At 43.1% G+C, this 25557-nt stretch carries 24 protein-coding genes; 7 read left to right on the top strand and 17 right to left on the bottom strand.

Going from position 1 to position 25557, the window contains the following annotated elements; all coding sequences use genetic code 11:
• Positions 1–47 precede the first annotated feature (47 nt).
• The 11 genes from ACJJIZ_RS12395 to ACJJIZ_RS12345 all read right to left on the bottom strand — a co-directional run bounded on the left by ACJJIZ_RS12395 (position 48) and on the right by ACJJIZ_RS12345 (position 9084).
• On the bottom strand, positions 48–854 hold the full coding sequence (locus ACJJIZ_RS12395) for a helix-turn-helix transcriptional regulator (protein WP_444913596.1): 807 nt from the start codon (positions 852–854) through the stop codon (positions 48–50).
• A gap of 505 nt (positions 855–1359) precedes the next feature.
• Positions 1360–1725 carry a hypothetical protein gene (locus ACJJIZ_RS12390; protein WP_444913595.1) on the bottom strand — a complete coding sequence of 122 codons (366 nt, stop codon included), beginning with the start codon at positions 1723–1725 and terminating at the stop codon, positions 1360–1362.
• 222 nt (positions 1726–1947) lie between these two features.
• Entirely contained in the window at positions 1948–2142 is a 195-nt protein-coding gene (locus ACJJIZ_RS12385) for a hypothetical protein (protein WP_444913594.1), read from the bottom strand.
• A 76-nt stretch (positions 2143–2218) separates the two neighbouring features.
• Entirely contained in the window at positions 2219–2644 is a 426-nt protein-coding gene (locus ACJJIZ_RS12380; protein WP_444912896.1) for an N-acetyltransferase, read from the bottom strand.
• Between the two features lie 100 nt (positions 2645–2744).
• Positions 2745–3344, bottom strand: coding sequence for a dihydrofolate reductase family protein (locus tag ACJJIZ_RS12375; protein ID WP_444913593.1), 600 nt, complete (start codon positions 3342–3344; stop codon positions 2745–2747).
• Between the two features lie 239 nt (positions 3345–3583).
• Positions 3584–3925, bottom strand: a complete 342-nt coding sequence (locus ACJJIZ_RS12370; protein ID WP_444913592.1) for a hypothetical protein — start codon at positions 3923–3925, stop codon at positions 3584–3586.
• 579 nt (positions 3926–4504) lie between these two features.
• Positions 4505–5071, bottom strand: coding sequence for an undecaprenyl-diphosphatase (locus ACJJIZ_RS12365; RefSeq protein ID WP_444913591.1), 567 nt, complete (start codon positions 5069–5071; stop codon positions 4505–4507).
• A 366-nt stretch (positions 5072–5437) separates the two neighbouring features.
• On the bottom strand, positions 5438–6064 hold the full coding sequence (locus ACJJIZ_RS12360) for a hypothetical protein (protein ID WP_444913590.1): 627 nt from the start codon (positions 6062–6064) through the stop codon (positions 5438–5440).
• A gap of 638 nt (positions 6065–6702) precedes the next feature.
• Positions 6703–7152 (bottom strand): hypothetical protein, encoded by a 450-nt coding sequence (locus ACJJIZ_RS12355; RefSeq protein ID WP_444913589.1) that lies wholly within the window; start codon positions 7150–7152, stop codon positions 6703–6705.
• Positions 7139–7813: a response regulator gene (locus tag ACJJIZ_RS12350; protein ID WP_444897063.1), complete on the bottom strand. Its 675-nt coding sequence runs from the start codon at positions 7811–7813 to the stop codon at positions 7139–7141. The genes ACJJIZ_RS12355 and ACJJIZ_RS12350 overlap by 14 nt, the downstream gene beginning before the upstream one ends.
• On the bottom strand, positions 7813–9084 hold the full coding sequence (locus ACJJIZ_RS12345; protein ID WP_444913588.1) for a sensor histidine kinase: 1272 nt from the start codon (positions 9082–9084) through the stop codon (positions 7813–7815). Before ACJJIZ_RS12345 ends, ACJJIZ_RS12350 begins: the two co-directional genes overlap by 1 nt.
• Before the next feature lie 188 nt (positions 9085–9272).
• On the opposite strand from ACJJIZ_RS12345, the gene ACJJIZ_RS12340 reads away from it, so the two are divergent.
• The gene (locus ACJJIZ_RS12340) at positions 9273–10100 is read left to right on the top strand and encodes a DUF2306 domain-containing protein (protein WP_444913587.1); all 828 of its coding nucleotides are present in this window, start codon (positions 9273–9275) and stop codon (positions 10098–10100) included.
• A 344-nt stretch (positions 10101–10444) separates the two neighbouring features.
• Here the strand turns inward: ACJJIZ_RS12340 and ybiA are convergent, their stop codons facing one another.
• The 3 genes from ybiA to ACJJIZ_RS12325 all read right to left on the bottom strand — a co-directional run bounded on the left by ybiA (position 10445) and on the right by ACJJIZ_RS12325 (position 12919).
• Positions 10445–10852: a riboflavin biosynthesis intermediates N-glycosidase gene (ybiA, locus tag ACJJIZ_RS12335; protein ID WP_444913586.1), complete on the bottom strand. Its 408-nt coding sequence runs from the start codon at positions 10850–10852 to the stop codon at positions 10445–10447.
• A 202-nt stretch (positions 10853–11054) separates the two neighbouring features.
• Positions 11055–11528: an NINE protein gene (locus ACJJIZ_RS12330; RefSeq protein ID WP_444897059.1), complete on the bottom strand. Its 474-nt coding sequence runs from the start codon at positions 11526–11528 to the stop codon at positions 11055–11057.
• A 491-nt stretch (positions 11529–12019) separates the two neighbouring features.
• Positions 12020–12919, bottom strand: coding sequence for an ADP-ribosylglycohydrolase family protein (locus tag ACJJIZ_RS12325; protein ID WP_444913585.1), 900 nt, complete (start codon positions 12917–12919; stop codon positions 12020–12022).
• A gap of 1176 nt (positions 12920–14095) precedes the next feature.
• On the opposite strand from ACJJIZ_RS12325, the gene ACJJIZ_RS12320 reads away from it, so the two are divergent.
• Both ACJJIZ_RS12320 and ACJJIZ_RS12315 read left to right on the top strand, forming a co-directional pair.
• The gene (locus ACJJIZ_RS12320; RefSeq protein ID WP_444913584.1) at positions 14096–14590 is read left to right on the top strand and encodes a DoxX family protein; all 495 of its coding nucleotides are present in this window, start codon (positions 14096–14098) and stop codon (positions 14588–14590) included.
• A 427-nt stretch (positions 14591–15017) separates the two neighbouring features.
• A complete protein-coding gene (locus ACJJIZ_RS12315; protein WP_444905479.1) occupies positions 15018–16070 on the top strand; it encodes a DMT family transporter in 1053 nt (350 codons plus the stop codon).
• Positions 16071–16495: 425 nt separating this feature from the next.
• Here the strand turns inward: ACJJIZ_RS12315 and ACJJIZ_RS12310 are convergent, their stop codons facing one another.
• From ACJJIZ_RS12310 to ACJJIZ_RS12300, 3 genes are all read right to left on the bottom strand, one after another.
• On the bottom strand, positions 16496–17905 hold the full coding sequence (locus tag ACJJIZ_RS12310) for an amidohydrolase family protein (RefSeq protein ID WP_444913583.1): 1410 nt from the start codon (positions 17903–17905) through the stop codon (positions 16496–16498).
• Positions 17896–19034, bottom strand: a protein-coding gene (locus ACJJIZ_RS12305; protein ID WP_444913582.1) for an IS3 family transposase whose coding sequence is annotated in 2 segments (ribosomal slippage) — positions 17896–18785 and positions 18785–19034 — 1140 coding nt in all. Because the reading frame shifts where the segments join, the coding sequence is not laid out codon by codon here. The genes ACJJIZ_RS12310 and ACJJIZ_RS12305 overlap by 10 nt, the downstream gene beginning before the upstream one ends.
• Before the next feature lie 50 nt (positions 19035–19084).
• A complete protein-coding gene (locus ACJJIZ_RS12300; protein ID WP_444913581.1) occupies positions 19085–20017 on the bottom strand; it encodes an amidohydrolase family protein in 933 nt (310 codons plus the stop codon).
• A gap of 870 nt (positions 20018–20887) precedes the next feature.
• Between ACJJIZ_RS12300 and ACJJIZ_RS12295 the strand changes: the two genes are divergently transcribed.
• From ACJJIZ_RS12295 to ACJJIZ_RS12280, 4 genes are all read left to right on the top strand, one after another.
• Positions 20888–21919: an XdhC family protein gene (locus ACJJIZ_RS12295; protein WP_444913580.1), complete on the top strand. Its 1032-nt coding sequence runs from the start codon at positions 20888–20890 to the stop codon at positions 21917–21919.
• Positions 21916–22602: a nucleotidyltransferase family protein gene (locus ACJJIZ_RS12290; RefSeq protein ID WP_444913579.1), complete on the top strand. Its 687-nt coding sequence runs from the start codon at positions 21916–21918 to the stop codon at positions 22600–22602. The genes ACJJIZ_RS12295 and ACJJIZ_RS12290 overlap by 4 nt, the downstream gene beginning before the upstream one ends.
• 158 nt (positions 22603–22760) lie before the next feature.
• The gene (locus tag ACJJIZ_RS12285) at positions 22761–23219 is read left to right on the top strand and encodes a (2Fe-2S)-binding protein (protein WP_444913578.1); all 459 of its coding nucleotides are present in this window, start codon (positions 22761–22763) and stop codon (positions 23217–23219) included.
• A 2-nt stretch (positions 23220–23221) separates the two neighbouring features.
• On the top strand, positions 23222–25465 hold the full coding sequence (locus ACJJIZ_RS12280) for a xanthine dehydrogenase family protein molybdopterin-binding subunit (RefSeq protein ID WP_444913577.1): 2244 nt from the start codon (positions 23222–23224) through the stop codon (positions 25463–25465).
• Positions 25466–25557: the final 92 nt, after the last annotated feature.

Here is a 25557-nt window from a genome sequence, read left to right as displayed (position 1 = left end):
GAGCATTATGTTCAGAGTAATATATCAAAAACAGGCAAACTTTCGCCTCAAACGTTCACTCGTGTTTTTCTCAGCTCTATAGGTGTTATACCAAAAGATCTTTTAAACTTATCTGAAAATCTAGACTGGGATTTATAGCCACATCTTTCTGATATACGGCCTACTGGCTCAAAAGTCGTTTGAAGTAAGTGCAACCCCAAGCCAAGCCTGATGTCATCTATAATGACTTTAATGCTCGTGCCTTCGCTATTTAACTTCCTTCTTAATGTTGACTCACTCATTGACAATTTTGAAGCCAACATATCCACTCTTAAGTCCGCAGCTGGATTTTCACTGATAATTTTATATAATTTTTGGCTTACACTTGTCGATTCAAAAACAGAAGCTACTTCCTGGTACCCCAAATAGAATAATGTTTGTAATATTTCCTGTCTTCGAATATGCCATAGATCAAAAGGAACGGAAGAACTCCATTCCATAAACTGATGAAGGGCTAACTCTAAAGTAGAATCTATATCTCCCGTAAAATATTTTTCTTCTTTGTTTCTTGCAGGCGTTAATCTATCGAAATCATTGTATTCAAACTCAATAAGCAATGCGAAGTATTCTGAATCACCCGGGATATTTCGCATATCAATTTTAGGGCTATTAGCTAAAAATATAAACTCCCCTGTTGAGCAACTCTTTTGCCTGTCACCACCCAGCTCTTTGCATCCATCAAGCACACATATCAAGGTCGGATTAACAATAGGAACACTGAAAATATTTTGTTCTCTATATGAGGAATATACTGAAAAAGGTAAGTTCTTACTCTCCTTTAGTATCTGCTTTGCTAATTGCTTAAGTTCATGCATAAATTGATTGAGCGCCTAATAGTAAATTCAAAAGCAGAGTTTATATAGCACGATTATCAACAATTACAAAATATGCCTGCCCAATCGCACACAATAAAATCGCCCGGATCACGACCATCAAAAACGCCTTAGTAGCGATTTCGAAATGGGACCTCCCTATTCTCCGCTTACTATCTTCCAGGTACACCTATTGCATACGTACCAAGCTTGCCTGTCAAAGCAAGATCAATTGTATGCTGGAGCAGCATCCGGTATCGAATACTTTGGTACAAAGCAGCGAACTAGTAAAAGCTGAAGAGTCGGCACAAATGTATCTGTCATAGAGCAGAAAGTGAATAGAAATCAAGTAATAGTATACAACCACGCCGCACAATTCCCTGCTGGTCCAAAGTGAAGATATCTGCGAATGTACCAAATGAGACCAAATAATAGCTAACACGAGGCATCTGTGAACAGATGTCATATATAAGGATGTAGTCGAGACCAGGCTAGAGACTAAGTATTGCTAGACACAACTGTCCAGGTACAGGATCCCCTTTCTATCAGTAGAAAAGATTAAATAGCTCACTCCAGCCTCAAAATCATATTTGCAAGAGCAAATATTACCAGAAGTAACTAGCTTCTTACCTGTGATTTTTCCCTTTATTGACTCTTCAACATCGAACAAAGTGACTACTTCTGAAACATGTCCGCCCTTACCACTACCCTCAGCGACTACTTCTTTTCCAATACTCTCAGCGCTACCTATAAAAATTATTCTGCTTCTATCAACAACAAACTCTATTTCAGAAGTACCTCTTTCACGTGAAACCGCCTTGTCATGGAATGATGTCCAACAACTCGTAGAATAGGCATCAAGTGAAATTGCCAAAGCGAATAAAGCTAGTATATATTTTATGTATTATTACTTTAACCTTAAGTAAGCTGTATGACTGACGTTAGCAACAATAAACTAAAAAGATTACTCATAAAATTTACCACGCTTGAGAAATATATTTAAAGCATACTTTGACTCAAATAGCAGATCACACCACTCTTGAGAGGACGGTTTAGAATCTGGCTGAACTCTCTCCCAGAATTTATTTACAACTAATCAAGATTCAATTTCTTCTCTCACAAATCCCTCTTTATCAAATTGAGTTATTGAATTAGCATCAAACCAATCACCCCAGAATTCAAGGTTGGCAATTGCAACATCAAATCTAAATTCATCTGAGAAAAGTTCTAGAACCTCGATGATCCTATTCCTAACTCTTTTCTCTATACAATTCTTCTCTTCAGGTTTCATATTTGGGATATTTTATTCTCGCTTTATGCATAACGTCGCGCTAAACGACAGAAGTTAAGCCGACTTGAACTCCTTTTTATATTTTAGTACTCATTAAGTATTCTGGGTGACCAGTATGCTCATCTCTTTGTTCTTTTACTACTTTAAATTCTTGAGACAAGTAAAACTGATAGCTAGAAGCGTTCTCTTTGTAAACAGAAAGTATCAGCCTATCTCTTTTCGATTTTGCATGGTTAAGGAGCTGTTTGCCTATTCCTCTTCCCTGTAGAGAGGGAGAAACAAATATAGCTGCAAGCGTATCCCCACTAAGTGAGTAAAAGCCTACTGCTTTACTTTCCACCTCATAGACATATGTCTCTGATGAAGGAATGTAAACATCTCTCATATCACTTAACTGTGACTCCCAGAAATCTGAAGGCATGAAATCATGAGCTTGAATAGAAGCTTGCAACCAAATGTCCAATATAGTAGGCAGATCGTTACGGTTATATAACCTAATCATTTTGATAAATTCGCAGTAAATTCGAAAATATTGCTTTTATTTCAACAACAATCTCAGCAAGGATAGTCGCATGAGTGAGCTTTCTATTTAACAACGCTCTTTAAATAGCCCTGCCATCCAGTGATTTGTAAAAATGCATAAAAGCCCCTGAGGGGCACTTCGTAAAATTGATGAGTTTGTATTTTGATGAAATTTCACCGCTTTCGAACAGTCGCTTCCCTTCTCCAACAACTACTGGAAACGTCCAAAGCCTAAGCTCATCTACCAAGTTATGCTTTAGAAGTGACTGCACCAACTGCCAACTTCCATGAACTTGTAGTAAAGGCCCATTCATTTTCTTAATTTTGGTTATCTCGACGACCGCATCTGCCCCCTTTAGCTTGAATGAATTATTCCATGTAAGATCATCATTACCTGATGTTACGACATACTTTTTTGCTTGATTAAGTTTGTCTGCAGTTGGATTTCCAGGTTTGGCATTTGAAAAACTTGTAGCAAATAAATTGTACGTATTACGTCCTAATAGCAGATCATAAGGTTCCGCCATGGCCTCCCTTCCGACTTGCTCCATAACTTCACCCCAATAATCCTTGGCCCAGCCTCCATGACTAAAGCCACCTGAAAAATCTTCCTCAGGCAAACTCGGTGCTTGCATTACTCCGTCAAGTGTTTGAAATACTAATATGGCTAAGTTTCTCATTGGTTGATTCTCGCGAAAGAGATGAATAATTTGTGCCGAATAACGCCAATCTCAGCTATATAGGCACGAATATGCCGGAAGCGAGTATAGCGCTGGATTATAAAACCACTTACAACTTGAAAAAGAAACACGGCAAGCATTTACCATACATGAGTTCAATAGCGACATGAATCACAAACACAAGTAGTAACGCAGCGATAGCTTACCTTATACAGCTAATGTCTTAAGCCAGAGTACATTTATGCAGCACCTTGCTTTTGCTTATTAGGCCAGTTCTTTGAAAGGAAGCGAAATACAAATACTGCACCTATAAAATTGATTATACTAGCAATAAAAATACCAATCTCATCGTCTACGCCCTCAGAACAGTTCTCGAAGCAACCTCCATATGAAAATGCGAGCAAAGCAGAACAAGCGGCAATTGTGATACTTAAATAAACACCAACCGAAAAACGGGCGAATTTAGAGAATTTTGACAATCCATTCAGTCCTATCGGAGCAAAAAGCGTAGCTAACAGCAACGCCCCTAAAGACGGGAAATATATATACGAAATTATGTGGTCTAGAAATTCCTTATTCATGCGATCCTCTTACAACTATTAACTAAAAAGCAGTATCTATATACCATGCCTACCTATAATTCTAAAGCTTCTCGTCCCTACAGAAAAAAGAGCGATAGATAAAGGAATCGTATTAAGTTGGCACCTATGTTTACCAACAAAAAAACTATTCCTCTCCAATTTTTACACATGCCCACTCTTTACTTTGAGAGTAAACAAGTAAGATACATATCTTTCTTAAGGAGCTAAAGCAGACCTCCCCTATGGATGTTAAAATTAAGTAAGAACAAGTTATGTGTACCACTCAGCCGTACTAACTTGGAAAGCGGCTGGGATTAAAAACCAAAAAAATGGAGGAATCCATATCAACCGACTGTTAACCAAGCTTCAGAAACACAAACCCTTATGATTTCCTACCTGAGGTTCGCACGATCTCATCGCTTCCATCAATCCAGTTCAGCATACCATTAATCGAGAGGAACAATGAAAACTCCACTTCTATTTCTTCACTATAAATGACAGCCCCCTAACCCAATGTATGGTATATAAAATAGAAAGTAAATATTATAAATGCAAGAGAAGCATCAACTACTTTTAGTTCTAACCGACTCTCTTCCCAGGTAACTTTTTAATCAAAAAACTTAAAAGGAATTGAGTTTTATATTGTATTTTAAATACGACAACTGATGAGAAAATTGCTACCAAAATGGCACCTAGTATATCTAAAGGATAGTGAACACCAACAAAAACTCTGGATAAGCCACTAACAACGCTTAACAGGCACAAAACAGCACCGATTAACCTGGTTGATTTGTTAAATAGAAGCACTATAGCTATCGAAAAAATAAACGTAGTATGGTCTGAAGGAAATGAAGAGTCCGGCGCATGTTCTACTAATTGCGTACCGAGATTATTCACAAATGGACGAGAATGATAATAAAAAATAGAAATAATATAGCTCATTAACATACCGAGTAACACAGACAACCCGCAATTCAGGCTGGACCTTTTTCTTTCTATACTTGGATCAAACCATAGATAGAGCATCACGAGCATAAAAATATAAGGCATGACCTCTGCTGCAGCTATTAAAACAGCATCTAAAATTGCACTTTTTCCTGCAAATTGATTAATAAGAACAAAAGTTGTTTCGTTGAATTTTTCCATTTAACAACCTCTGAACTCCTTCAAAATCTTAATATCAAGCCTTTATCCAGGCGAAACAATGTGTACCCAGCATGGTACAAACGGTAGTTTTTGGGCTGGAATTCATTAGTGTATGTAGCCAGCTGCTTTTATACTTGGAAGACATAGTACTGTAACAGACTTTAGTCTTTGTAGTGCTCTAGTTGCTCAATAGATTCAATCCATCCCTTATCATAGTTCAGGATTCGACATACACCATAATTCCCCCAAACAGGAAGAATATAATTAACACTAATATTTTAAATTGGAAGCTCATTACTCATATCTATTTACCCTCAAGGTAGCAGTGTAGAGAATTTTCTACTTTTACTTATCAAGCGCTATTCTTTAACAATTTAGCACTGGAACATATGTACTTTCGCTGACTTTAAATTCGATTGGCGGGATTGTAACTTCTTCACCATTTACAAATAGAGGCGGCAGTTTTACCGTAAAATACTCCAGATTTTCAGGAGATATTACTACCTCAGGTCCCCAGAACCCATAAGACTCATCAGATGGTATTTGGTATGGCTGTTGAAAAAATGGCAGCTCAACTTGGGATTCACTACCATCAAGAAAAATGATAGTAGCTACAGCACTTGAGAATGAGATCTCGATATGTTGGGATTTGCGTTCGGCGATTAAGCTCTCTTTAGTCTTCTTTTCTTGCTCTGAGGGAAATAATGACCAAGTGCCATTTGGCTCAGGATGTCTATACAAGACAGGCCTTACATAGGCAATTAACTTTGTACCTTCTGGGTGGCGCTTTGTAGGTTGTTTGGCCAAGACTCTAAATATCAGCCAATCGTAATCAGGAAGACTGAACTCTAGTACTTTTTCAGCCCCATAACATGCCGGGTTTTCGGTGCTGTGCCATCCTATTGGAGCACTCGGTTTTAAGTATGGCCCGGTACTACAACCAGCTAAAATAAAAGCAGCACAAGAAAGTAGATTTATTCGCTTGATACTCAAATACACTCCGATGTATAACAGTTAATCCATCAGAAACTTATATATCACGCTTTTATCTAGTTTCATAGCTCATTAGTCGAATTACACAAAAAGTTCTGAGAATTAAAAGCCCGCTGTAACTGATACGGATGTTCAAGTCAAACATTGGACAAGACCCGCTATAATTCTACCCTTTCCTTTTTCTATATTTTTTAGAGATTCTAGTTTAGGTTAACGAGCTATTGAAATAGCTGCTATACATAATAAAGTATAGCCACCAATACTGCTTCCACTCTCCTCCCTCGGGTGATTAAGCACTTTATCCGCTGCCCCTTTCATATCATCTATTTCCGCGCCCACCTACTCCGCCCCAAAGAGCTAGTTTACCTACAAATTGTAACAAATCTCTCAGTCGCAGAGCTGGAACTGAAAAGAAGCCATACGTTGTTTCTGGAGAATTTACTCGGAAAGCTATCTAATGAGCTGCGGTGAAAAAAGCCATGAAGTTATCGGAAGGGTTCGCTTCAAGTCTATTTGGAATGGATCTAACAAAGCGATGCTCCACCAAAACCACTTTAACCGATGGAGTTGTTTTTGAATAAGACACCTTGAGGTTTATGGTGTTGAATGTTAGCAAAACTCGCCGGGCGTTTGTGCTACTAAATGTCCATCTCAACCGGCGGTTCTGCTGACATAGGCCATACCAGTCCAGTTCTTGTTACTAGGAGCAATAATACAAAAGACATCTCCAATGCGAGAAATATACCAATAGGGTGATTGGGAACCCCACGTATCATTAGGTAGAACAAATAGCTCGTAGTAAGCAAATTTACCGCGAGAGTAACGTTGAGGGCATAGCGACGTTCTTGCCAGAGTGGCTTACAAAGCAGGAGGTTCAACACCGCCGTGCCGGCGAGCATCACACCGGGTAACATCAACAACAAACGACGGAATAAACCGATACCATCGCTGGTTACCAACGGCCAGATGGCAACAAAGTGGCCCTGGGCTCCAAGGAAGAGAAACAGCCCCAGAACCACAGTGCCACAGGCGGCAAGGCGATAAAGTGCATTGCGTTGCAAAGCGGGCTTTGATCTAGAAGCCGACATCACGCTCCCCCACTGTGGCTAGGCCACATTCGTAGGCGAATACGACTGCCTGCGCACGATCGCGCACCTCCAATTTTGACAGCAAACTGGAAACGTGGGTTTTCACGGTAGCAGGACCAATAAATAGGGTCTCGGCAATCTCTGCATTACTCTTGCCTGCGGCTATGGCCTCCAGTACTTCACGCTCCCGGGTGGTCAGGCGCTCCAGACGTTTTGCCAGGTTGCGCCCAGTTCCCAGTTTCTGTGCGAACTGGCTGATCAAGCGTTGGGTGATGCCCGGTGCAAGCATGGCACCGCCCTCTGCTACGGTACGCACTGCCTGTACCAGCGCCTCTGGGGGAATATCCTTGAGCACAAAGCCACTGGCGCCAGCCCGCAGCGCACGAAACACATATTCATCAGGATCGAACGTGGTCAAAATAATGACACGGCAAGTTGCATCACTAGCTTCCAGGATGCGCGCTGTGGATTCCAGCCCGTCCATCTCCGGCATACGGATATCCATTAGGATGATATCCGGCTGGTACACTCGCGCGGCTTCAATTGCCTCGACACCGGTACCGGCCTCGGCGACCACCTCGATATCGGGCTGGTTATCCAGAATCAGGGCAAAACCGCGTCGCACCAAAGCCTGGTCGTCCACTACCATCACTCGCAACATTATGTTTTCACCATTCCTGTAGGTAGTTGTGCATATACCTCAAAACCGCCACCATCGACTACACCCGCATACAGATAGCCACCGAGCAGTTCCGCGCGCTCGCGCATTCCCGCGATGCCGTGCCCACCGCCTGGCTGCCCATCAATAGCTATTTCCCTCATGGGCCGCTCGCCGTGAGTATTTCCATCATCGCGCACTCGAATTGTGAGAGTGCCGTGATCTGCGCGCACACTCACTTGCACTCGCGCTGCGGCACCGACGTGCTTGATGACATTGGTGAGGGATTCCTGAACGATGCGATAGGCGGCGAGCGCGACGCTGGTTGGCACTTTCTCCAGTGCACCGTTGGCCTCATAGTCAACCTGGGTTATCACCTGTCGGACCTTTTCAATCAGATCTGGCAAATCGCCGAGTTCTGGTTGCGGAGTGAGCGCAGTGTCGTTATTAGTCGGTCGCAGTACACCGAGTAAATGACGCATTTCTGCCATGGCCTGACGGCCAGCCGCCTCTACAGAAGCCATAGCCTCATTGGCAGCTTGCGGGTTATTGCGGCTGATAGCCCTGGCGGCACCGGCCTGCACAGTCATAAGACTCACTTGGTGCGCCACCACATCATGCATTTCACGGGCGATTCGAGTGCGCTCGGCCACAACCGCGCGCTCGGATTCGGCATTGCGCTCGCGCTCCAAATATTTGGCCCTCTCTTCCAACAAGCGCAGATATTCGCCGCGAAAGCGCAACCGGCGGCCGATATACCACAGCGCCCATACCAGCATCACCGTTACTGTGCCTGCTGCAGTTGGCTGAACCGGAATTCCCTGGTCAAGCGCCACAAAAACCAGCGTCGCGATAACCCAAAAAAAGCTGGCCCGGGTATTGGCCTCGTAACGACCGAGGCTATACAGCGAAATCGCCATAGCCACGATGCCATCTGCCGGCAAACCCAGCTCCAGCAATATTGTTGCGCAAAGAATAACGGCCTGTACCTGCCAAGGGTGGGTACGACGCCACAACAGAGCGAAGGAGCCAACGAATGCACACTGGAAAGCAACAACATCCCACAGGCTCTGCATGGATAGCACTTCGGGGGAGCCGTTGCGCGACCACATCAAAAGCGTCAGCAAGAACATAAGCAACGCAATAAACAAGTCGGTCAGGTGCGGCCATCGCTCAAACGGCCCATGTAAGGGCCGCCACATAGGGAGCTTGGGCAGTTCCGTGCTGGCATTGGGCGGATTCGGCGCAGGCGTACTTAGGGACGAAGATTTCATTTCCGCATGCTAAACCAGGGACAGCCAGCTGTCATGGGACTTTCGGGGGAGACGGATGCGGCAAACTCTCCACCTTTTGGGGGAGTTCGATTCCTGCCTGCGGCCGATGTGCGTAGGTCTGAAAAAGCAGAACATGTCCGGCAAGCACATTCAGACCCAATACGGACCATAATCGCCTGGAGAACCCCATGAACGACGCTGTACTCAGCCAAACACTACCGCGACCATTCGATACCCGGCGGGCAGTTAACCTGTCGGTAAAAACCTGGTTCTGCATCGCGGCTATCGGCCATGCGATCTTCTTTGCCTATATCCTGGCCGTCTTCTACCCTCCCATTGCCGAATCAGGAGTGCACGGCTTGAAAGGGCTACACCTGCCGGCAGGCTTCCGCGAGGGAGATATCTTAGGCAACCTGGCTTCGGTGAGCCACGTGCTATTGGCCGCGATTGTCATCGGCGGTGGTCCACTTCAGCTAATCCCCTCGGTGCGGCGCCATGCCCCTAACTTCCACCGCTGGCTGGGACGCAGCTATCTGCTGACCGCTGTCATAGCCAGTATTGCGGGGCTCTACATGACCTGGACGCGGCACACCTTTGGCAACCTGGTGTCGCAGATCAGCATTACAATGGACGGCATACTGATTCTGTTATTTGCCTTTCTGGCAGTGCAGACTGCGATGGCCAGACGCATTACTGAGCACCGCCGCTGGGCTTTGCGCCTTTTTATGGCAGCAAGTGCAGTGTGGTTTTTCCGTGTAGCCTTGATGGGCTGGGCAATGCTAACCGGCGGCTGGGGGATTGACTGGGAATCCTTTACCGGGCCTTTCCTATATGCACTGGGCTTCGGCCAATACCTGCTCCCACTGGCCATGCTGGAATGGTATTTTCACTGTCAAAAGCGTGGAGCCGCACAGGGTACCCAGATTGCGTTTGTCAGTACATTAGTACCGCTGACCGTGTTTATGGCCATTGGTATTTTTGCTGCTACGATGGGAATGTGGCTGCCACGGATCTAAAGCTACTTGGGTTGGTTATCGTGAACTTCTTATGGTGATTTGGCTTTAGAGGTTCACGACTTGGATATCCCGCTCTGAGCGAAGAATTAGAAACTAGAGTACTAAATTAATTTTGGCACTATGCATTTGTGTGATCCGAGGAGTTACCTCGTACTGACAGCTCGGCACCCACCTTCCCCTATTCTACACCTACAAGCTATTTTAGATGCCTGTTAGCCTGGCTCTCACTTCCATAAGTGCGAACCCTAAAAGATTAAGGCCTTTCAAATCTTTAGGATTTTCTGACGCAGAATTCTCTTGGGCCAGACCAATCCCCCATATTCTATCTACTGGACTAGCCTCGACTAATACTCTGTTTTCAGTATTAAGCAAAATTGCTTTAGCTCAGAATTTTGAGAAAACTTGGCAAGATTAGCATTTACCACAATCTCAAATCGTTTCTCATTCCATATTTCTTGCTGGAATCCAAGTACCCCGCGACCAATTGCCTTAGCCTCTCCAGGAGTGCCAGCAAGGAGAACTTTCTTGCACGCGCTGTCGTCACCAAATAACTTCGCCTTATGGTACATCATGTAATGCTCTGCAGTGATAAATCTATTTGCATCTTCTACGAACTTTGACTCATACCACTGACTAAAACAGCTCTTTGATACTTGACTTCCTTTTTCCTGGTGCCCCCAGAAAAAGATATACTTCACCCTATTGCCTTGATTTACAAAATCAACAAGTTCATCTCTAGTTGTGATCTTCACATTTACTGCCATATGCTTAATGTAATACTATTCTTAACTGTATTTTACTGAGCCGCTCACAGAGTAAGCCAAAGTGTTGAACCCTATAGGAATTTAAGGTCGTGAAAACATTTGAATTCCAAGATCTAAGTCTATTTATGTAACTCCACTGAGCCTTAATGACGACTCCACTAAGAGAGATCGTCATTAAGTTATTATAAAGCTAACGAGATTCTAATTGTTGTTGCTGAGCGCGCTCAACATAGTCTTGATATGCAGGAATTGAAACCGCAGCTAAGATTCCAATTACAGGTATTACTACAAAGAAGAGTATAAGCACTAAAACTAATGCAGAGCCTCCATTTTTATGCCCATATTTATCTAACCACTTCTCGTCAGAAGTGCATAAGAACACAATTCCTTCGATAAAGGAGATTAGTCCTGGAATTCCCGTCCAGCAGAATAGAAGATAGAACAATCCCCACCACTGCCCTAGATAGAATCGATGAATACCAAAGCCACCTAAGAATATAGCCAGCAACCCTGCAGCCACTTTTCCTTTGCCGCCTACCTGCTGAGCCGCACCACAACTTGGGCAAGAGGGTGCCGTTCTTGAAATCTGGGAACCGCAGTCCCTACAAAATACTAGGTTTCGTTCAAGCTCAGATGTGGGCTGTTCATAGATATTTCCATCCACATTAATACTCCTTAATCTACTTCTAAAATATAACAGTTCACTCTCAAGTAGCGACTATATATCACGGTTCCCTATAATTCTAAAGGCCACCAAACTGTCCACCTCCGCACCTCCAGTTTATTCAGTCCACAAGAACCAGCTCCCAAGGCATTCTTCAAAGAATGAATGCTCATATGCAGAGTTTCAGTGATAAACAACTAGGTTTCTCTTCCTAAAAGCGAATGGCAATCAAGTCAAGATAGGCATTCATGCCCTCAATTCTCACTCCTCCCGCAAAGGAAGGAGCTACACGGAATGAAAAGCGGGTAGTCGATTATCCAAAGCATCAAGCCGAATAGAGGGCCAAACTCTAAGGGAGCGCCACTGCACTTTTAGCTATCAGCATATAACTGTATTTACTGTACTCACTCCACCATCATCAGCATAACGTACAGTAACTCGCAGACCCGCTGAAAGCCACACAAGTGGCTAAAACGAGATTTATATCCTGGTTAGATGGTCCTACCTGCACGATATAAGTCGATCGCCAGCTGTCTTATCTCAGCTGACATTACAATCTCCTCTCGCCAATTAACTGGAATGTTGGAGTACCCATAAAAAGCACCCGCCATCTGCCCGCAAATAGCCGCAGTTGTATCCGCATCATTACCAAGATTTGCAGCCAAAAGGATACACTCGCGAAAACTATTTCCATGATAAAAGCACCAAGCAGCCGCAATCAAACTCTCTATCACATATCCACTGCCATTTATCTCTTTATAGCCAAGTGTAGAGAAATCCTTGTTGGTTAGTGATCGAAGTTCCTCGCAATAATCAGCTGGATCTAACCCATCAAAAACTTCATCTTTACTTCCCGCTCTAAAAGCTCGATAAATCAATAGTGAAAGCATCCGGCAAGAGCTTATGCAAAGATAAGACCCATGTGTTGTCCTTGAGCTTTCTCCAGCATATTTGATACAAAGCTCTTCGCTTTTACTGAAGAAAATAGGTATTGGTGCCAACCTCATTAGCGATCCATTTCCAGATGACCGTATATCTATACTTCCAGAAAATGGGTCTCTAGTTTGAAGGTATTGCTCTAAGGACTTGGATACGGTAATTCCGATATCAAAACATCGTCCGTTACTACTCATATACCCGTATTGATACCAATTACAGTAGCGATTCATTTGGTCTTCTGGATCAAAGTCGAGTTTGCTTAAGAGGCTATGAGCAAGGCAAAGAGCCATAGATGTGTCATCTGTCCATTCTCCACGTTGTAGCCTAAAAGGGCCGCCTCCAACCATATCTTTAATTGGCTCGAACGTACCTCGTACCTCAAACTCCAGCGTAGTACCTACAGCATCTCCGCAAGCTAACCCTACGAGAGATCCAATAATTCTATCTTCCAACTTAAATATTACCTCAATCCTTGTTTGCCAACGCTGTGATAACTATGGCTATTCTGTCATCACAACTGTGAGACGATAGCGAAGTCATGTACATCTAACACATGAAAAATCCAGCAAGTTGAACTGCCTTCCTGTCAAGAACCTCCAGAAAAACCGCTAGCTTTCCTCATGTACAGATTCCTTTCCGCCCCACTCACCTTTAACAACATGATAATACCCTACTTCAGAAAAGCTTGATAACAAATGAATACCAGGCTCTACAGCCGGGCTTGCAGATTATAACTTTTTACAGGTTGATAGCTTCTGTTCCGAACAAGAAAATCTTCTAGGTATACCCTATCAAAAGATACACATATCTCATTACTTTGGACTTAAGCTCTTATGATATAGATGCCACTACGGATAGAATGAAAAAGCACTTAATGATTTGGTATAAATACAAATTTTGGGTGATATTATCGTCATATGTCGCTATAAGATATCTAGAAAGAAACTCAAAAGCATGTAACGGTAGCCGGCTTGTCACCAATAGACCCCACTTTCAAGCCCAGGATTTTTTCAATACTCAACAAGTAAATCAATTAATAATGAATACTATTCAGTTCCTCCATTAATATCCAACATTCTATAAAACAATTTTGAGTCCTTATAAGCTCCCTTAACTGACAATGATCAGTAGATATTGGCCAGATATATAAAGTAATCTTACGCTCCTACCAAGTATGGTTAGTAAGCTAACCAAATGGCCGAGGACTATCTAATTGGCGTAATTACTATGGTCAAGTATCAATTCGCTTGCCCTGGTGTGTAAGTAAACTAATATGTTTTAGTTATCTGGATATCGTATCTTTTGTTTTAAATATCTCGCTAGCTCGTGGTAATTCAGCACGAGCACGAACCCAAATGGTTCATTTGGGATGAGGAATGAATTACTGTCATGCAAAGCATCGCTTTCATTATCTTTGCTTGTTAATAAAGGGATGTCTACTATACCGACTGTTATCGGTGAAACCTCAACCCCTCCAGAATTTACAAAAGTACAGTAACAATGACTGATTCAGCTATTCAATTAGATCTTGCTCATAAACAACACAGAAACATAAACAATATGTAACTATATGAAAAATAGAGGCCATCCAAGGTCAGGCGCAAAAAACAACCTACTGGAGCGTAAAGATGCTTACAAAATCCTCTCCTCTAATTAAAAAAATACTTGTCGGCAATCCCGGATGGGAGTGGTTGCCTATTTTAATTACGCGAGTATCACTGGGATTGTTTTTTTCGGTATCAGGATACAACAAGCTATTTATCCCTGAGAGGCATGCAGATCTTATTAACTTAATGAATGAAATAGGAGTTCCATTTCATGAATTTATGGCATTTTTTTTAGCTTCTGTGGAGTTCTTCGGAGGGTTACTTTTAATGGTAGGCCTACTGTCAACACTTGTCGCCGTCGTCCTGTCTATTGTGATGATTGTTGCCATTATTACCGTTGAAATAGAAAGTGTCATCCCTAAAGATATTGGACCATTAGATTGGATGAGCTGGTTTCTCTATTTACCTCAAGTTTTATATATTATTTTATTCATATGGCTAATAATTACAGGTCCTGGAAAATTCAGTTTAGACAATCTAATCGCAAGTAAACTAGGCATTCACAGGATCAAGTAAAAATGGAATGGCTGCCTACGAAAAGATACATTGCGCTGAGGTATCATCACTATATTTATACCTAATAGTAACATGCCAATAAAGCAGAAAATGCGAAATCTAGTTCACCATATGGTGAACTTATAGAACTTCAATGTTAGTAAAGTAGGTAAAGATCTTACTTCCATATACTCTGGATGAACTGCATAGACACACCCTATCCAGTAAGTTGCTAAACAAAGATAATACCTAACAACATCCCCATTCTAGATAAAAACCCCAATATCCTTATATACAATAAAATTCTCTTTTCCAGACAACTATTGGATTTGGTCTAAACTAAACCAGATCAGAATCACCTCTCCTCAACGGCCAGATAGTAAAGGCGTACTTTGCTTTGGGTGAGGTAAACTCATTACAGCCCACCATGGCGCTCAAGGGATACTAGATGGAAAATCAACACGCCGTAAAAAGTACCAGATTTTGGCTGTGGATTTCGATTCTTATTTTTGCTGCCTCCAACTCAGTCGTTGCAAAAATCGGGGAGTTAGGTGCCAGCCACCCCATTAATGGAAACAACCCAATCTCTTTTTGCAACCTTTTGTTCGCTGGAAATCTCTTGGCGGGTATCACTCTTTTAATAATCTATAGGAAAGATTGGCGTCTCAGCATCTTAAAGCAATATCCATTCAAAGACTGGTTTTACATGTTCGTGCTTATTTTGATGTCTGGAGTTCTTGCCCCCGCCTTCTTCTTTATTGCTCTGATGCTCACAGAAGTGACCAATGTCGTTTTAATTGCAACTCTAGATGCTCCCTTGGGGCTTTTGTTCGCTTATCTGATGTTCAGGGAAAGGCCTACTGGGTTCGCAATAGTGGGAGCCCTTGTGGTAACGGTTGGTGTTATTGCAATTTTTGTCCTACACCAATCCCCGATGGAAGATCCAATGAGCATGAAAATGCTGAACCTTGGAAATCCAGCCATGAACCAATTTCTTCAAGACCTTCCCAAAGCTGGAGAAATTTTAACCGCTGTAGCAACACTCTTAGGAGTCATTGCCGTTCAGGCGAGCCGGAAACTGCTTGATCGCGTCCCTATTGGCGTCTTTTCAACTTTCCGCATGCTTGCGGGAGCGATACTCTTTTCGGTCATTGTCCTCTCTGTATTTGGCCCCCACCACTTTGACGACCTTTTCTCTCCTTTCCTCTGGGTGTGGATGCTTGTATACGGGGCAATCATTATTGTCTTTGGGCAGATCACCTGGTTTAAAGGACTCCAAGGAGGGGCGAGCTCTGCTGATATCTCTATCGCCACAGCCATTACTCCCGTAGCCGGTACTTTCTTCGCCTTTCTTATCCTGCAAGAGGTTCCCAACTTCGCTCAAATCATTGGGGGTATCATTATTATGTCCGGAATAGGTATCTCATTACTCGGCCAATATCGCGAGCAAAAAGCCATCGAAATGAAGTATGAAAAACCATGCTCTTTTAAAGGGGTATAGAGCTTAGTAGATGAAACAGATACTATAGTGGAGACTTAGGTGACGATATAGGCTTTGCAAGGCTAGGTAGAGGACTTTGCGAAAATTCAAAGCTCAAAACTATCGCCTATATTGAGAGAAATCTCTGTTCGCATGGAGGTATAGCTAAAAGACATTGGTGAAAAATTTTTCTTACTCGGAAGCTAACTTACCTGAGGTTGGATTTCTGAATTAGCCACTCCTGACTAAACGGCAAAAAGCCCGAGCTATAATTTAAGCCGGTAAATACTTACAAGTACCAATTCAAATCTGACCTTCCAATTACCACTATTGTAGAAAACACACTGCCAATCAAAATCCGAATTAATACAAGCAAGGCTCACCCTCGGGCCAACCGTAGCCAACTATCTATTAATAGGCGAGTAGCAATGTGTTTCCCTAGTAAACTAATTCTCAGGAAACCAAGATGGTAATACCACAAGCCCTGAACCTGAGTTAATCTTTAGAGTGCTGTATCGACCGCTCAGGCTAACTTTACCATTATTTATTACTTTAAATTGATGTGGCCAAACGACGCCTGACTCAACCCTTCTATAATCAAACTCCTCAACATAAACACCATTTTTATAAAGTACCTTTCTAATATACCCAGTATCAGGGTCTATACCAAGTAAAGGGGTAATCCTTCCCCCTGAGACGAGCTTCCACCAGCTTTCATTTCTGTGCTCAGGCACATCAAATGGACCCTGCACTTCCATCGATGGGTCACGTAGAAAATAAAGGAAATTAAGCCATAATCCCTGAAGCAAATTATCCTTCTTATTTAAGCTAATATAGGCAGCTGACTCAGGGTCAATTGAATTGCCACCTTGAAATAGTTCGTATTGACCTTCTACTCCAAAGTGAATTACATTTTCACGATCTGAATATTCGGCGATGGATTCATTCAAGAAATTTAAATATTGAATTTTTGTACGCAACGGCTTGCTTTCTGATGATAACTCTATTGTAGATGTTAAAGATTCAATCTTATGTAATGAATCCTTCCCTCCAAAAGCACCTAAGAGACTTTCTTTAACTTGTAGTGCGGTTGGCATTTCATTCACTAGCGGCTGGTGCCTAAGTAAAACCTGTCCTAAATCTGTACTCTTTATCTCACCGTGGTACAAGGCCAACTCGCCATTAACTAATACATGAATAAAGCCTTCTGCGAACTGCTGCGGATCTTCGTAAGTTGCTCGATCATTGACCTGATCCAAATCAAAGATAGCAATATCGGCATAATATCCAGGAGCCAATCGCCCCCGATCCTGAATGCCTAAGAAACTCGCGGGCAATGCTGTCATCCCCCTAATCAAGAATGATAAAGAAATCAGAGATTCATCAACAACAAACTGCCTTATCTTCTTAGCAAACGCTCCAAATGTTCTAGGATGTGCACGCTGGCCTGGCACAGCGTGTGAGCCTCCATCCGAGCTCGTCATCATCCATTCCTGTGTTGCTAATAAGCGAATATTGTCCATATCATATAATTCAAGATTCATCACAGAAGCATCTCTTTGCTCCTTAGCAATATGAAGTACAGTATCTAAAGATGTTAGATTTAATTCCTTGGATACTTGTGCTAACGTTTTTCCATTGAGGTCTTTATTATTATCAGTAAATAATAATTTTTCCGGGCCACCACGAATGTCAAGCATCTGCCTATGTTCTGAATGCAAACGATTTAAGAGATTTTTACTTTGTAAGCGTTCAAGTAAAGATGTCATTCCTCCAGCTAAAGCCCAGTCTGGAATAGTATAAGCCAGCAATGAACTGTTGTGGTCAACTCCAGCCGGACACTTCTTTAAGCACATTCCTCAAATTCGATAGGGGCTAGATCTCCCAGTGTTGTATGTATTCTGCGTGAGTTGTAATAAGCAATATAGGCTCTTACATCTGCTACCGCATCCTCCCTTGTCGGATAGAGGTTTCCCGTTAACCACTCCCGCTTCAGGCTGCTGAAGAAACGTTCAGTCGGTGCGTTGTCCCAACAATTTCCCTTACGGCTCATTGAACACACCATCCCCTGCTGACTCAATAACATTTGGTAGGTATGGCTGGCATACTGACTGCCACGATCAGAGTGATGCAGGAGACCTTTTGGGGGCGTACGCAAATTGACAGCCATCATCAACGCACGAGTTATCAGGGCCGTTTCCATCTTGCGATCTAGATGCCAACCAACAATCCGGCGCGAATAGAGATCAATCACTACCGCCAAGTACAGCCAGCCCTGCGAAGTCCAAATATATGTAATATCAGTCGTCCAAACTTGATTTTTAGCACTCGGTGAGAACTCCCTATTCAGAAGGTTCTCTGCGACAGGCAGGTGATGTTTACTGTCTGTCGTCAGTGTAAATCGCTTCTTGCGCTTTACTGCCAAGCCTAGCTTTTTCATGAGCTTGCGGACTCGATAGCGCCCGACTTCAAAGCCTTCTTTACGTAACAGCTTCATTAACCGACGACTTCCGAGACTCTGTCTAGATTCTGCAAATAGGGCCTTCAAACGATGGCATAGTTGCCATGTTTGAGCATCTATTGAGCTATTACCACGGCAACACCAATCGTAATAACTAGTATTACTTACCTGCATTACCCGGCAGAGCACCCTAACAGGAAAGCTGCCTTGCTGTTTTTCAATAAAGCTGTACTTTATTTCATTTCTTTCGCAAAGAAGGCGCTGGCCTTTTTTAGGATTTCTTTCTCCATCCGCAACTGCTTATTTTCACGTCGTAATCGCTCTAATTCTGCGCGCTCGCCTACATCCAACCTCACACCGTCTTCTTCCTGCTTCAGTTCCTTTATCCAGCGTCGCAGGTTATTGGCTGTTGTTCCTACAGCCTCTGCTGCTTTAGGAATTGAATACCCTTGCTCAGAGACTAGCGCTACGGCGTCTTTCTTAAATTCCGGCTTGAAATGCCGACGTGTACCTTTTGTTGTCATACTTCACCTCGCCTGGTAGTTTTACCATCTTAGCGAAGTGTCCGGAAGGATTAGACCACTACAGAACTCTGCGTTGCAGTATATGGATGTTGTGCAGCAAATACCTGAGCACCATCCGCCCTGGCATTATTGATCAAATCTATCCCTACGTCAGCTCGTCCGTCGTTATGCTTACCCTGTGGAGTAAAATGGCTAAAGATAATTCTTGCATCTATTGCTGAACCAATTTTGATAGCTTCAGCAACAGAAGCATCGTATCCTATACCGTTTAGAACTGCCCCCAAATCCCTATCATGGGTATCATAAATAGCTTTATACTTATTTAAGAATGACAGGGATTCAATCACTTCTTTTGTTGAGGCATAAGAAGCCGGTCGGTAAAAAAGACCCGTTGAGACCCCAAAAGCACCTTGCTGCATACCACTTTCAAGATAGTGCGTAATTTTTGAACGCTCTTCATTGCTGGCAGGTCTATCATTCATCCCCATAACGTTCAAGCGAGCCTGATTGAAACCAACGTAAGTTCCTATATTGACGCCGGTATCACTGAGCCTTTCTCTTCCCCCCTTATCGATTTTATATTGCTTTAGAACATCATTTTTCCCAAATCCATCTACACCAACAATTACCGAGGTAACACCCTGAAAGATCTGCGGTAACATTTTTTTACCCTGCGGATCATTGAGATCTGCATGGCTATGCATGTCAATAAACCCAGGAGTAACATATAACCCCTCAGCATTAATGGTTAATTTAGCCTTGCTCCTAAGACTATCAGCATTCCCTACAAAGACTATCTTGTCATCGACCACTCCAATATCTTGCTTTATCCATGGATTACCTGAACCATCGATAATTTTTCCATCAAGAATCAAAATGTCCAAATAATCTATTTTATTGTTCTGTGCCAGAGCTACCGCACTGTAGAAAAGGAACAATAAAACAAGGCAATACTTAACTAATAAACTCTGTGTAAATTTCACAATTACTCCCCATTAACTACATAACTCAAACCAAGAACTTCACGATACGGCGAAATAGATAATTCCACACCTTTAATACTCCATGCTTTAGAATACCGCTATTCTCAGCAAAAATTGAAACACCAAATAATATGATACCTGCGATGAGAAAATTGAGAATCGACTTGGCATTCATAATCATCCTTATCAATTTATCTTTATATGGCACACCACAAAACACAACTAAACGGACTTAAAATTCACCGTACACTAACCTTATCTGTTACAATCTTTGAATCAAACACTACTTATCGCTTAAACAAGACCGGCTATCGATAGAATTTCATACGGATCTCGAAATTTTCCTGGCATTACAATACGAACGTTTAGTGAACCTTATAAATATTGATGTAACCAATGGCTTCCCAGCACTAGCAGCTTAATATCTAATTTTCCATTCTACATCTATTACCCTTTTGCCTTGCTTTACTCTTCTACCAAAGATCAATTACAAGAACCTCTACGCACTAAGCCTTTCCTTACCCAAAATATCACTAGGAAATAGGTTACTGATTCGACTCAGAACAATCTAGTGAGCTGGTACCACTGTTTCAGAAGCAGCCAAAATAGAAAATAATCCAATAAGAGCCATTTAGGACAAAACTCCACTGCCTCGCCTCAGAATCTACCCTTATAGAAGCAGCCCATTATTAGACGAAAGCACGCATCAATTTCCGACTATCGCACTTAACAGCACAGCTGCCGCTTTTTCTGGGAACGACCTTGCATTTTATTCACATTCTTGGAGTATCGCTAAATTGTGGTGTTTTACAGTTTACTGGGTTCCAAGTAGGTTTGTAGGTCATTTTTCATGTATTCGAGCACAGAGTTATGTCGCACCATATTGAAGCCCTATTAAGTGAATGGCAAGCATCGCCTGAGGATGATTGGGTACTAGCCGTAATCACCAAAGTTCAGGGCTCAGCTTATCGTAAGGCGGGAGCGATGATGTTGTTTCACCCACTAGGTAAGAGTATTGGCCTAGTCAGTGGTGGTTGCTTAGAGGCTGATTTAAAACGATACGCTCAACGCGCTATTCAGTATGATACTTCGATTAAAGTGATTTACGATGCCAGTGATGAGTCGGATGCTAGCTATCAATTAGGCTGTGGCGGCATTGTAGAGCTATTTTTATTTCCCCTAACGCATAGAAACCAATATCTTCAGTTTCATTGCCTTTTAGAATATTTGAACTCGGGAAACTCCGCTTTCTACGAACTGGAGTTACCTATTCAAAATACCAATTCAAGAGATCTTGTTGCGAGAGTTATTGCCCCAGAAGCAATGGGCTACCAGATTGATAGCACTACCAAAGCTACCCTATCACTACAAAATGGAAAAGCAGATGCTCTGCATCCGAGATTAATTATTCCCTGCCTACCCCGCTTCCATATTGCTGTTTTTGGTGGCGGGTTAGATGCTCAGCCAGTAGTCAAAATTGCTCAAGAACTAGGCTGGCACATTACGGTGATTGATGAACGCGCAAGTTTTGCCCGTCATTACGATTTCCCTGGTGCAAGTATTCTAAAGAAACCCTATTCACAGCTGACTACATCGCTGCTGAATCAGTTTGATGCGGCGATTGTGATGCACCACAACTTGGACTTGGATGCGAAGGCGTTACAAGCCGTAAGCCTGACGAAGCTACACTATGTTGCGCTGCTCGGCCCTCCACATAGACGTGATAAAGTTCTTGATAGAGCGGGGATAAAAGTAAGTGATTTCTATGGTGTCTTTTCCGCACCGGCAGGTTTAGCATTAGGTGGTGAGCTACCTGAGTCCATTGCTTTGAGCATCCTGGCTCAATGTCACGGAGTATTGCATCAAGCTAGATTGTTACCCCTAGACAAGGTCGCAACGTGAATAAATTTATCCGGGAGACAGCTAGACGACCTTCAAAACGGATACTGGTAGCATTGCTTGCTGCCGGAGAAAGTCGTAGATTTAATGGTATAAAATTACAAGCAACAGTAGATGTGATTGACTCAAATGGGAAGATTAAGAGTCAGCCTCTGCTGTTGCAAACGCTTGATAAACTAACCAGCCTAAACACAAAAACATCAACCGGGCTAAAAGTAGAGTTATTGGTAGTTCTGGGAGCGCATCAAGAGAAGCTGGCTAATTTGTTGTCTTCCGATGTGAACCGACGATTTAACACTAACTGGCAAAGTGGTATTGCAAGCTCTATTAAAGAAGCAGTTATCGAAGCCGAGGCCCTTAAGGTAGATGGTTTGCTAATTGCCTTGGCTGATCACATAGGCGTAACTTTGGATGATTATCAAAAATTAATTACTGTGTGGCAGTCATATGGGCAAACTTGCTGCGCCCAATATCAAAATAGTTTTGGCGTACCTGCAGTATTTAACTCCTCAGATTTTACTGATCTCGCATCTCTCACAGGCGATACGGGCGCAAAGCACTTATTGAAAAAGAAATCTAATCTTGATGCTTTATCAATTGTTGAGATCGAGGGTGTCGCCGTAGATATAGATCGTAGAGCTGATATAGAAAAATGGCAACAAATGATTGTGGAAAATATCAGTTAGGGCTTATTTTCAGTTTTTAGTGAGAGTATCAATTTACATAAGTACTTCCGTAAAACTAGCTCTGCGATAGTCAGATTTCCAAGTCATAACCAGTTAACGAAAAGAAGCGATTTCGCCATCGATACGCAATTACTAGCGGGATTATCAAGGAGCGGGTAATGTCAGATAAGAAGTTAACCTTAACCATCAACGACGAAAGTTACGCACTAGATGTTGCACCAGAGATGCCACTTTTGTGGGCAATCAGAGATTTGCTTGGATTAACAGGCACTAAATATGGTTGCGGTGCTGGATTGTGTGGAGCTTGCACAATCCACTTGGACGGAACGCCGACGCGAGCATGTTTAACGACGGTTTCGCAAGCCAAAGGCAAGAAAGTAACTACCATCGAGGGGCTGCAATTTGCTGAATTGAAGCAAGCATGGAGCGACAATAACGTTCCACAATGTGGCTATTGTCAGTCTGGCCAGCTTATGACTGCTGCCGCGCTATTGACCCAAAACCCATCACCAAGTGATGAAGAGATTAACTCTGCCATTGCTGGAAATATTTGCCGTTGTGGTACCTACACACGAATTCGAGCTGCTATTCAAGACACCGCTAAAAAGAGAACTTAATAATGAGTAGCTTTACAGCTGTAAAAAATTTCAGCCGCCGGGATGTACTTAAACTATTTGGAGCAACTGGCGGGGGCTTAGCTTTAGGTGCAAGTGGGATAAGCTGGAGTCCGATGGCTATAGCACAAGGAAAGGAGCCGAGGTTAAACCTGTTTGTTGCTGTTGGCGAAGACAATAAAGTCTATCTTACCTGTCATCGTTCAGAGATGGGCCAAGGTATTAGAACCGGGATACCTCAGATACTCGCTGATGAGCTTGAGGCTGATTGGCAACATGTCGTTGTGGTTCAAGGGTTAGCCGATAAGCGCTATGGAAGCCAGAATACCGATGGGTCACGCAGTATTCGTAAGCATTATGACAAAATGCGACAAATGGGGGCAATAGCTCGGACCATGCTGGAACAAGCTGCAGCAGACTCATGGCAAGTGCCTGTCGGAGAAGTGGAAGCCAGGAATCATAAAGTTGTGCATGTAAAGTCGGGCAGAAGCTTTAGTTATGGAGAGCTAGCAGTTGCTGCTGCGAAACTTCCCATACCAGAATTGAACCGCGTGAAACTGAAGGAAAACAAGGACTTTAAACATATCGGCAAATCTCACAAGATTGTCGACATGGATAATATGCTATCCGGAAGAGCTAGATATGGCTACGACATTCAAATAGATGGCATGCTGTATGCCAGTATAAGCAGGCCCCCGGTTCTCGGTAGTGATGTAGAAAGTTTAGATGATACCCTGGCTCGCAAGGTTCCCGGGGTTTTGGATGTGATTCAATTACCTGTGCCCGAAGGACCACCTAAGTTTCAAGTTTTAGGTGGTGTAGCAGTTATTGCTACTAACACCTGGAGTGCCTTGCAAGGGCGTAAAGCATTAGAAATAACTTGGACTGCCAGTAAGAATGATAGCCACAGCAGCACAAGTTTCATGGAGTCGTTAATTCAGGGGGTCAAGGAGCCTGGTAAATTAGTTCGCCAACAAGGAGTTGAAAACACCGATTGGCCGGAGGACTCTACCCAGCAAGCCATATACACAGTGCCCTATTTGGCCCACGCACCGATGGAAGCTCCTGCTGCTGTAGCTTCAGTTACACCAAATGGCTGTGAAATCTGGGCATCAACACAAACACCGCAAAGTACACAGCAAAATGTAGCAGCAAACCTCGGGCTCAATGACGAACAAGTGAAAGTTAACGTCACGCTATTAGGGGGCGGCTTTGGAAGGAAGTCAAAGCCTGACTTTAGTGTGGAAGCGGCACTATTGTCTAAAAAGCTTGGACGGCCGGTTAAAGTTAGCTGGAGCCGCGAGGACGATATCCAAAACGGCTACATGCACGCAATTAGTGCCCAATTTTATCAAGCAAAACTTGATAGCGATCAAATGCCAACGGCAATACTACAACGTACCGCTTTTCCATCTATTAGCACTACCTTTGCCGAGAACGTGGAGTACCCCTCAGCTGGAGAACTGGACCTTGGCTTTGTCGACATTCCATTTATTGTGCCAAGTCATCGTTGTGAAGCGGTTAAAGCATTGGCGCATACCCGTATCGGCTGGATGCGCTCAGTGAGTAATATTCAGCACGCCTTTGGTATTAGTAGTTTCGTGGATGAACTGGCACACAATGCCAAAGTATCATGCCCAAAGATGTGGAAAGAAATGTTGGGCCAACCTAGGCATATCGACTTTTCCGGTCAACAGTTCAAATACGGAAACTACGGAGAGGATCTATCACGTCACCCAGTCGATGTTGGTCGCTACCATCAGGTAATTGATATTGTTGAAAGGAATATGGCTGAATTTGCACCTAACCAGTCAAATCAAGGCTGGGGCTTTGCCGTTCATCGAAGCTTCAATAGCTATGTGGCTATAGCGATTCTGGTGGAGGTAGAAAACACAAACCTTAAGGTACTGCAAGCAATTGCAGCCATTGATGCTGGACTTGTTGTTAACCCTGATAGAGTTGTCTCACAAACCGAAGGCGCGGTGATTTTTGGCTTAAGCTTGGCGATGATGGGAGAGATAGCCTTTGAAGATGGAAAGGTTAAGCAGTCCAACTTCCATGATTACCCTGTACTTCGTATGGGGCAGTGCCCTGATATTTCGGTAACGGTAGTGAGTGCCAATTCTGCTCCAGCAGGCGTTGGTGAGCCTGGTGTGCCACCCGTAGCCCCTGCATTGACCAACGCGATATTTACAGCAACAGGAACCAGAATTCGCAATCTGCCAGTAAATAAAAAACTTAATGTTTAAGTTATGATCACAATTGCAAAGGTAGAGCTTTATATCCCCCTACTCGTTCTTCGTGAAGGGGGATATATAAAAGAAAACAGCGTAGACAAAGA

It is taken from the genome of Microbulbifer maximicatervae (SeqCode) (assembly GCF_052467225.1).
The sequence above is the reverse complement of the archived record's forward strand: the minus strand, read 5'-3'. Positions and strand labels throughout refer to the sequence as shown.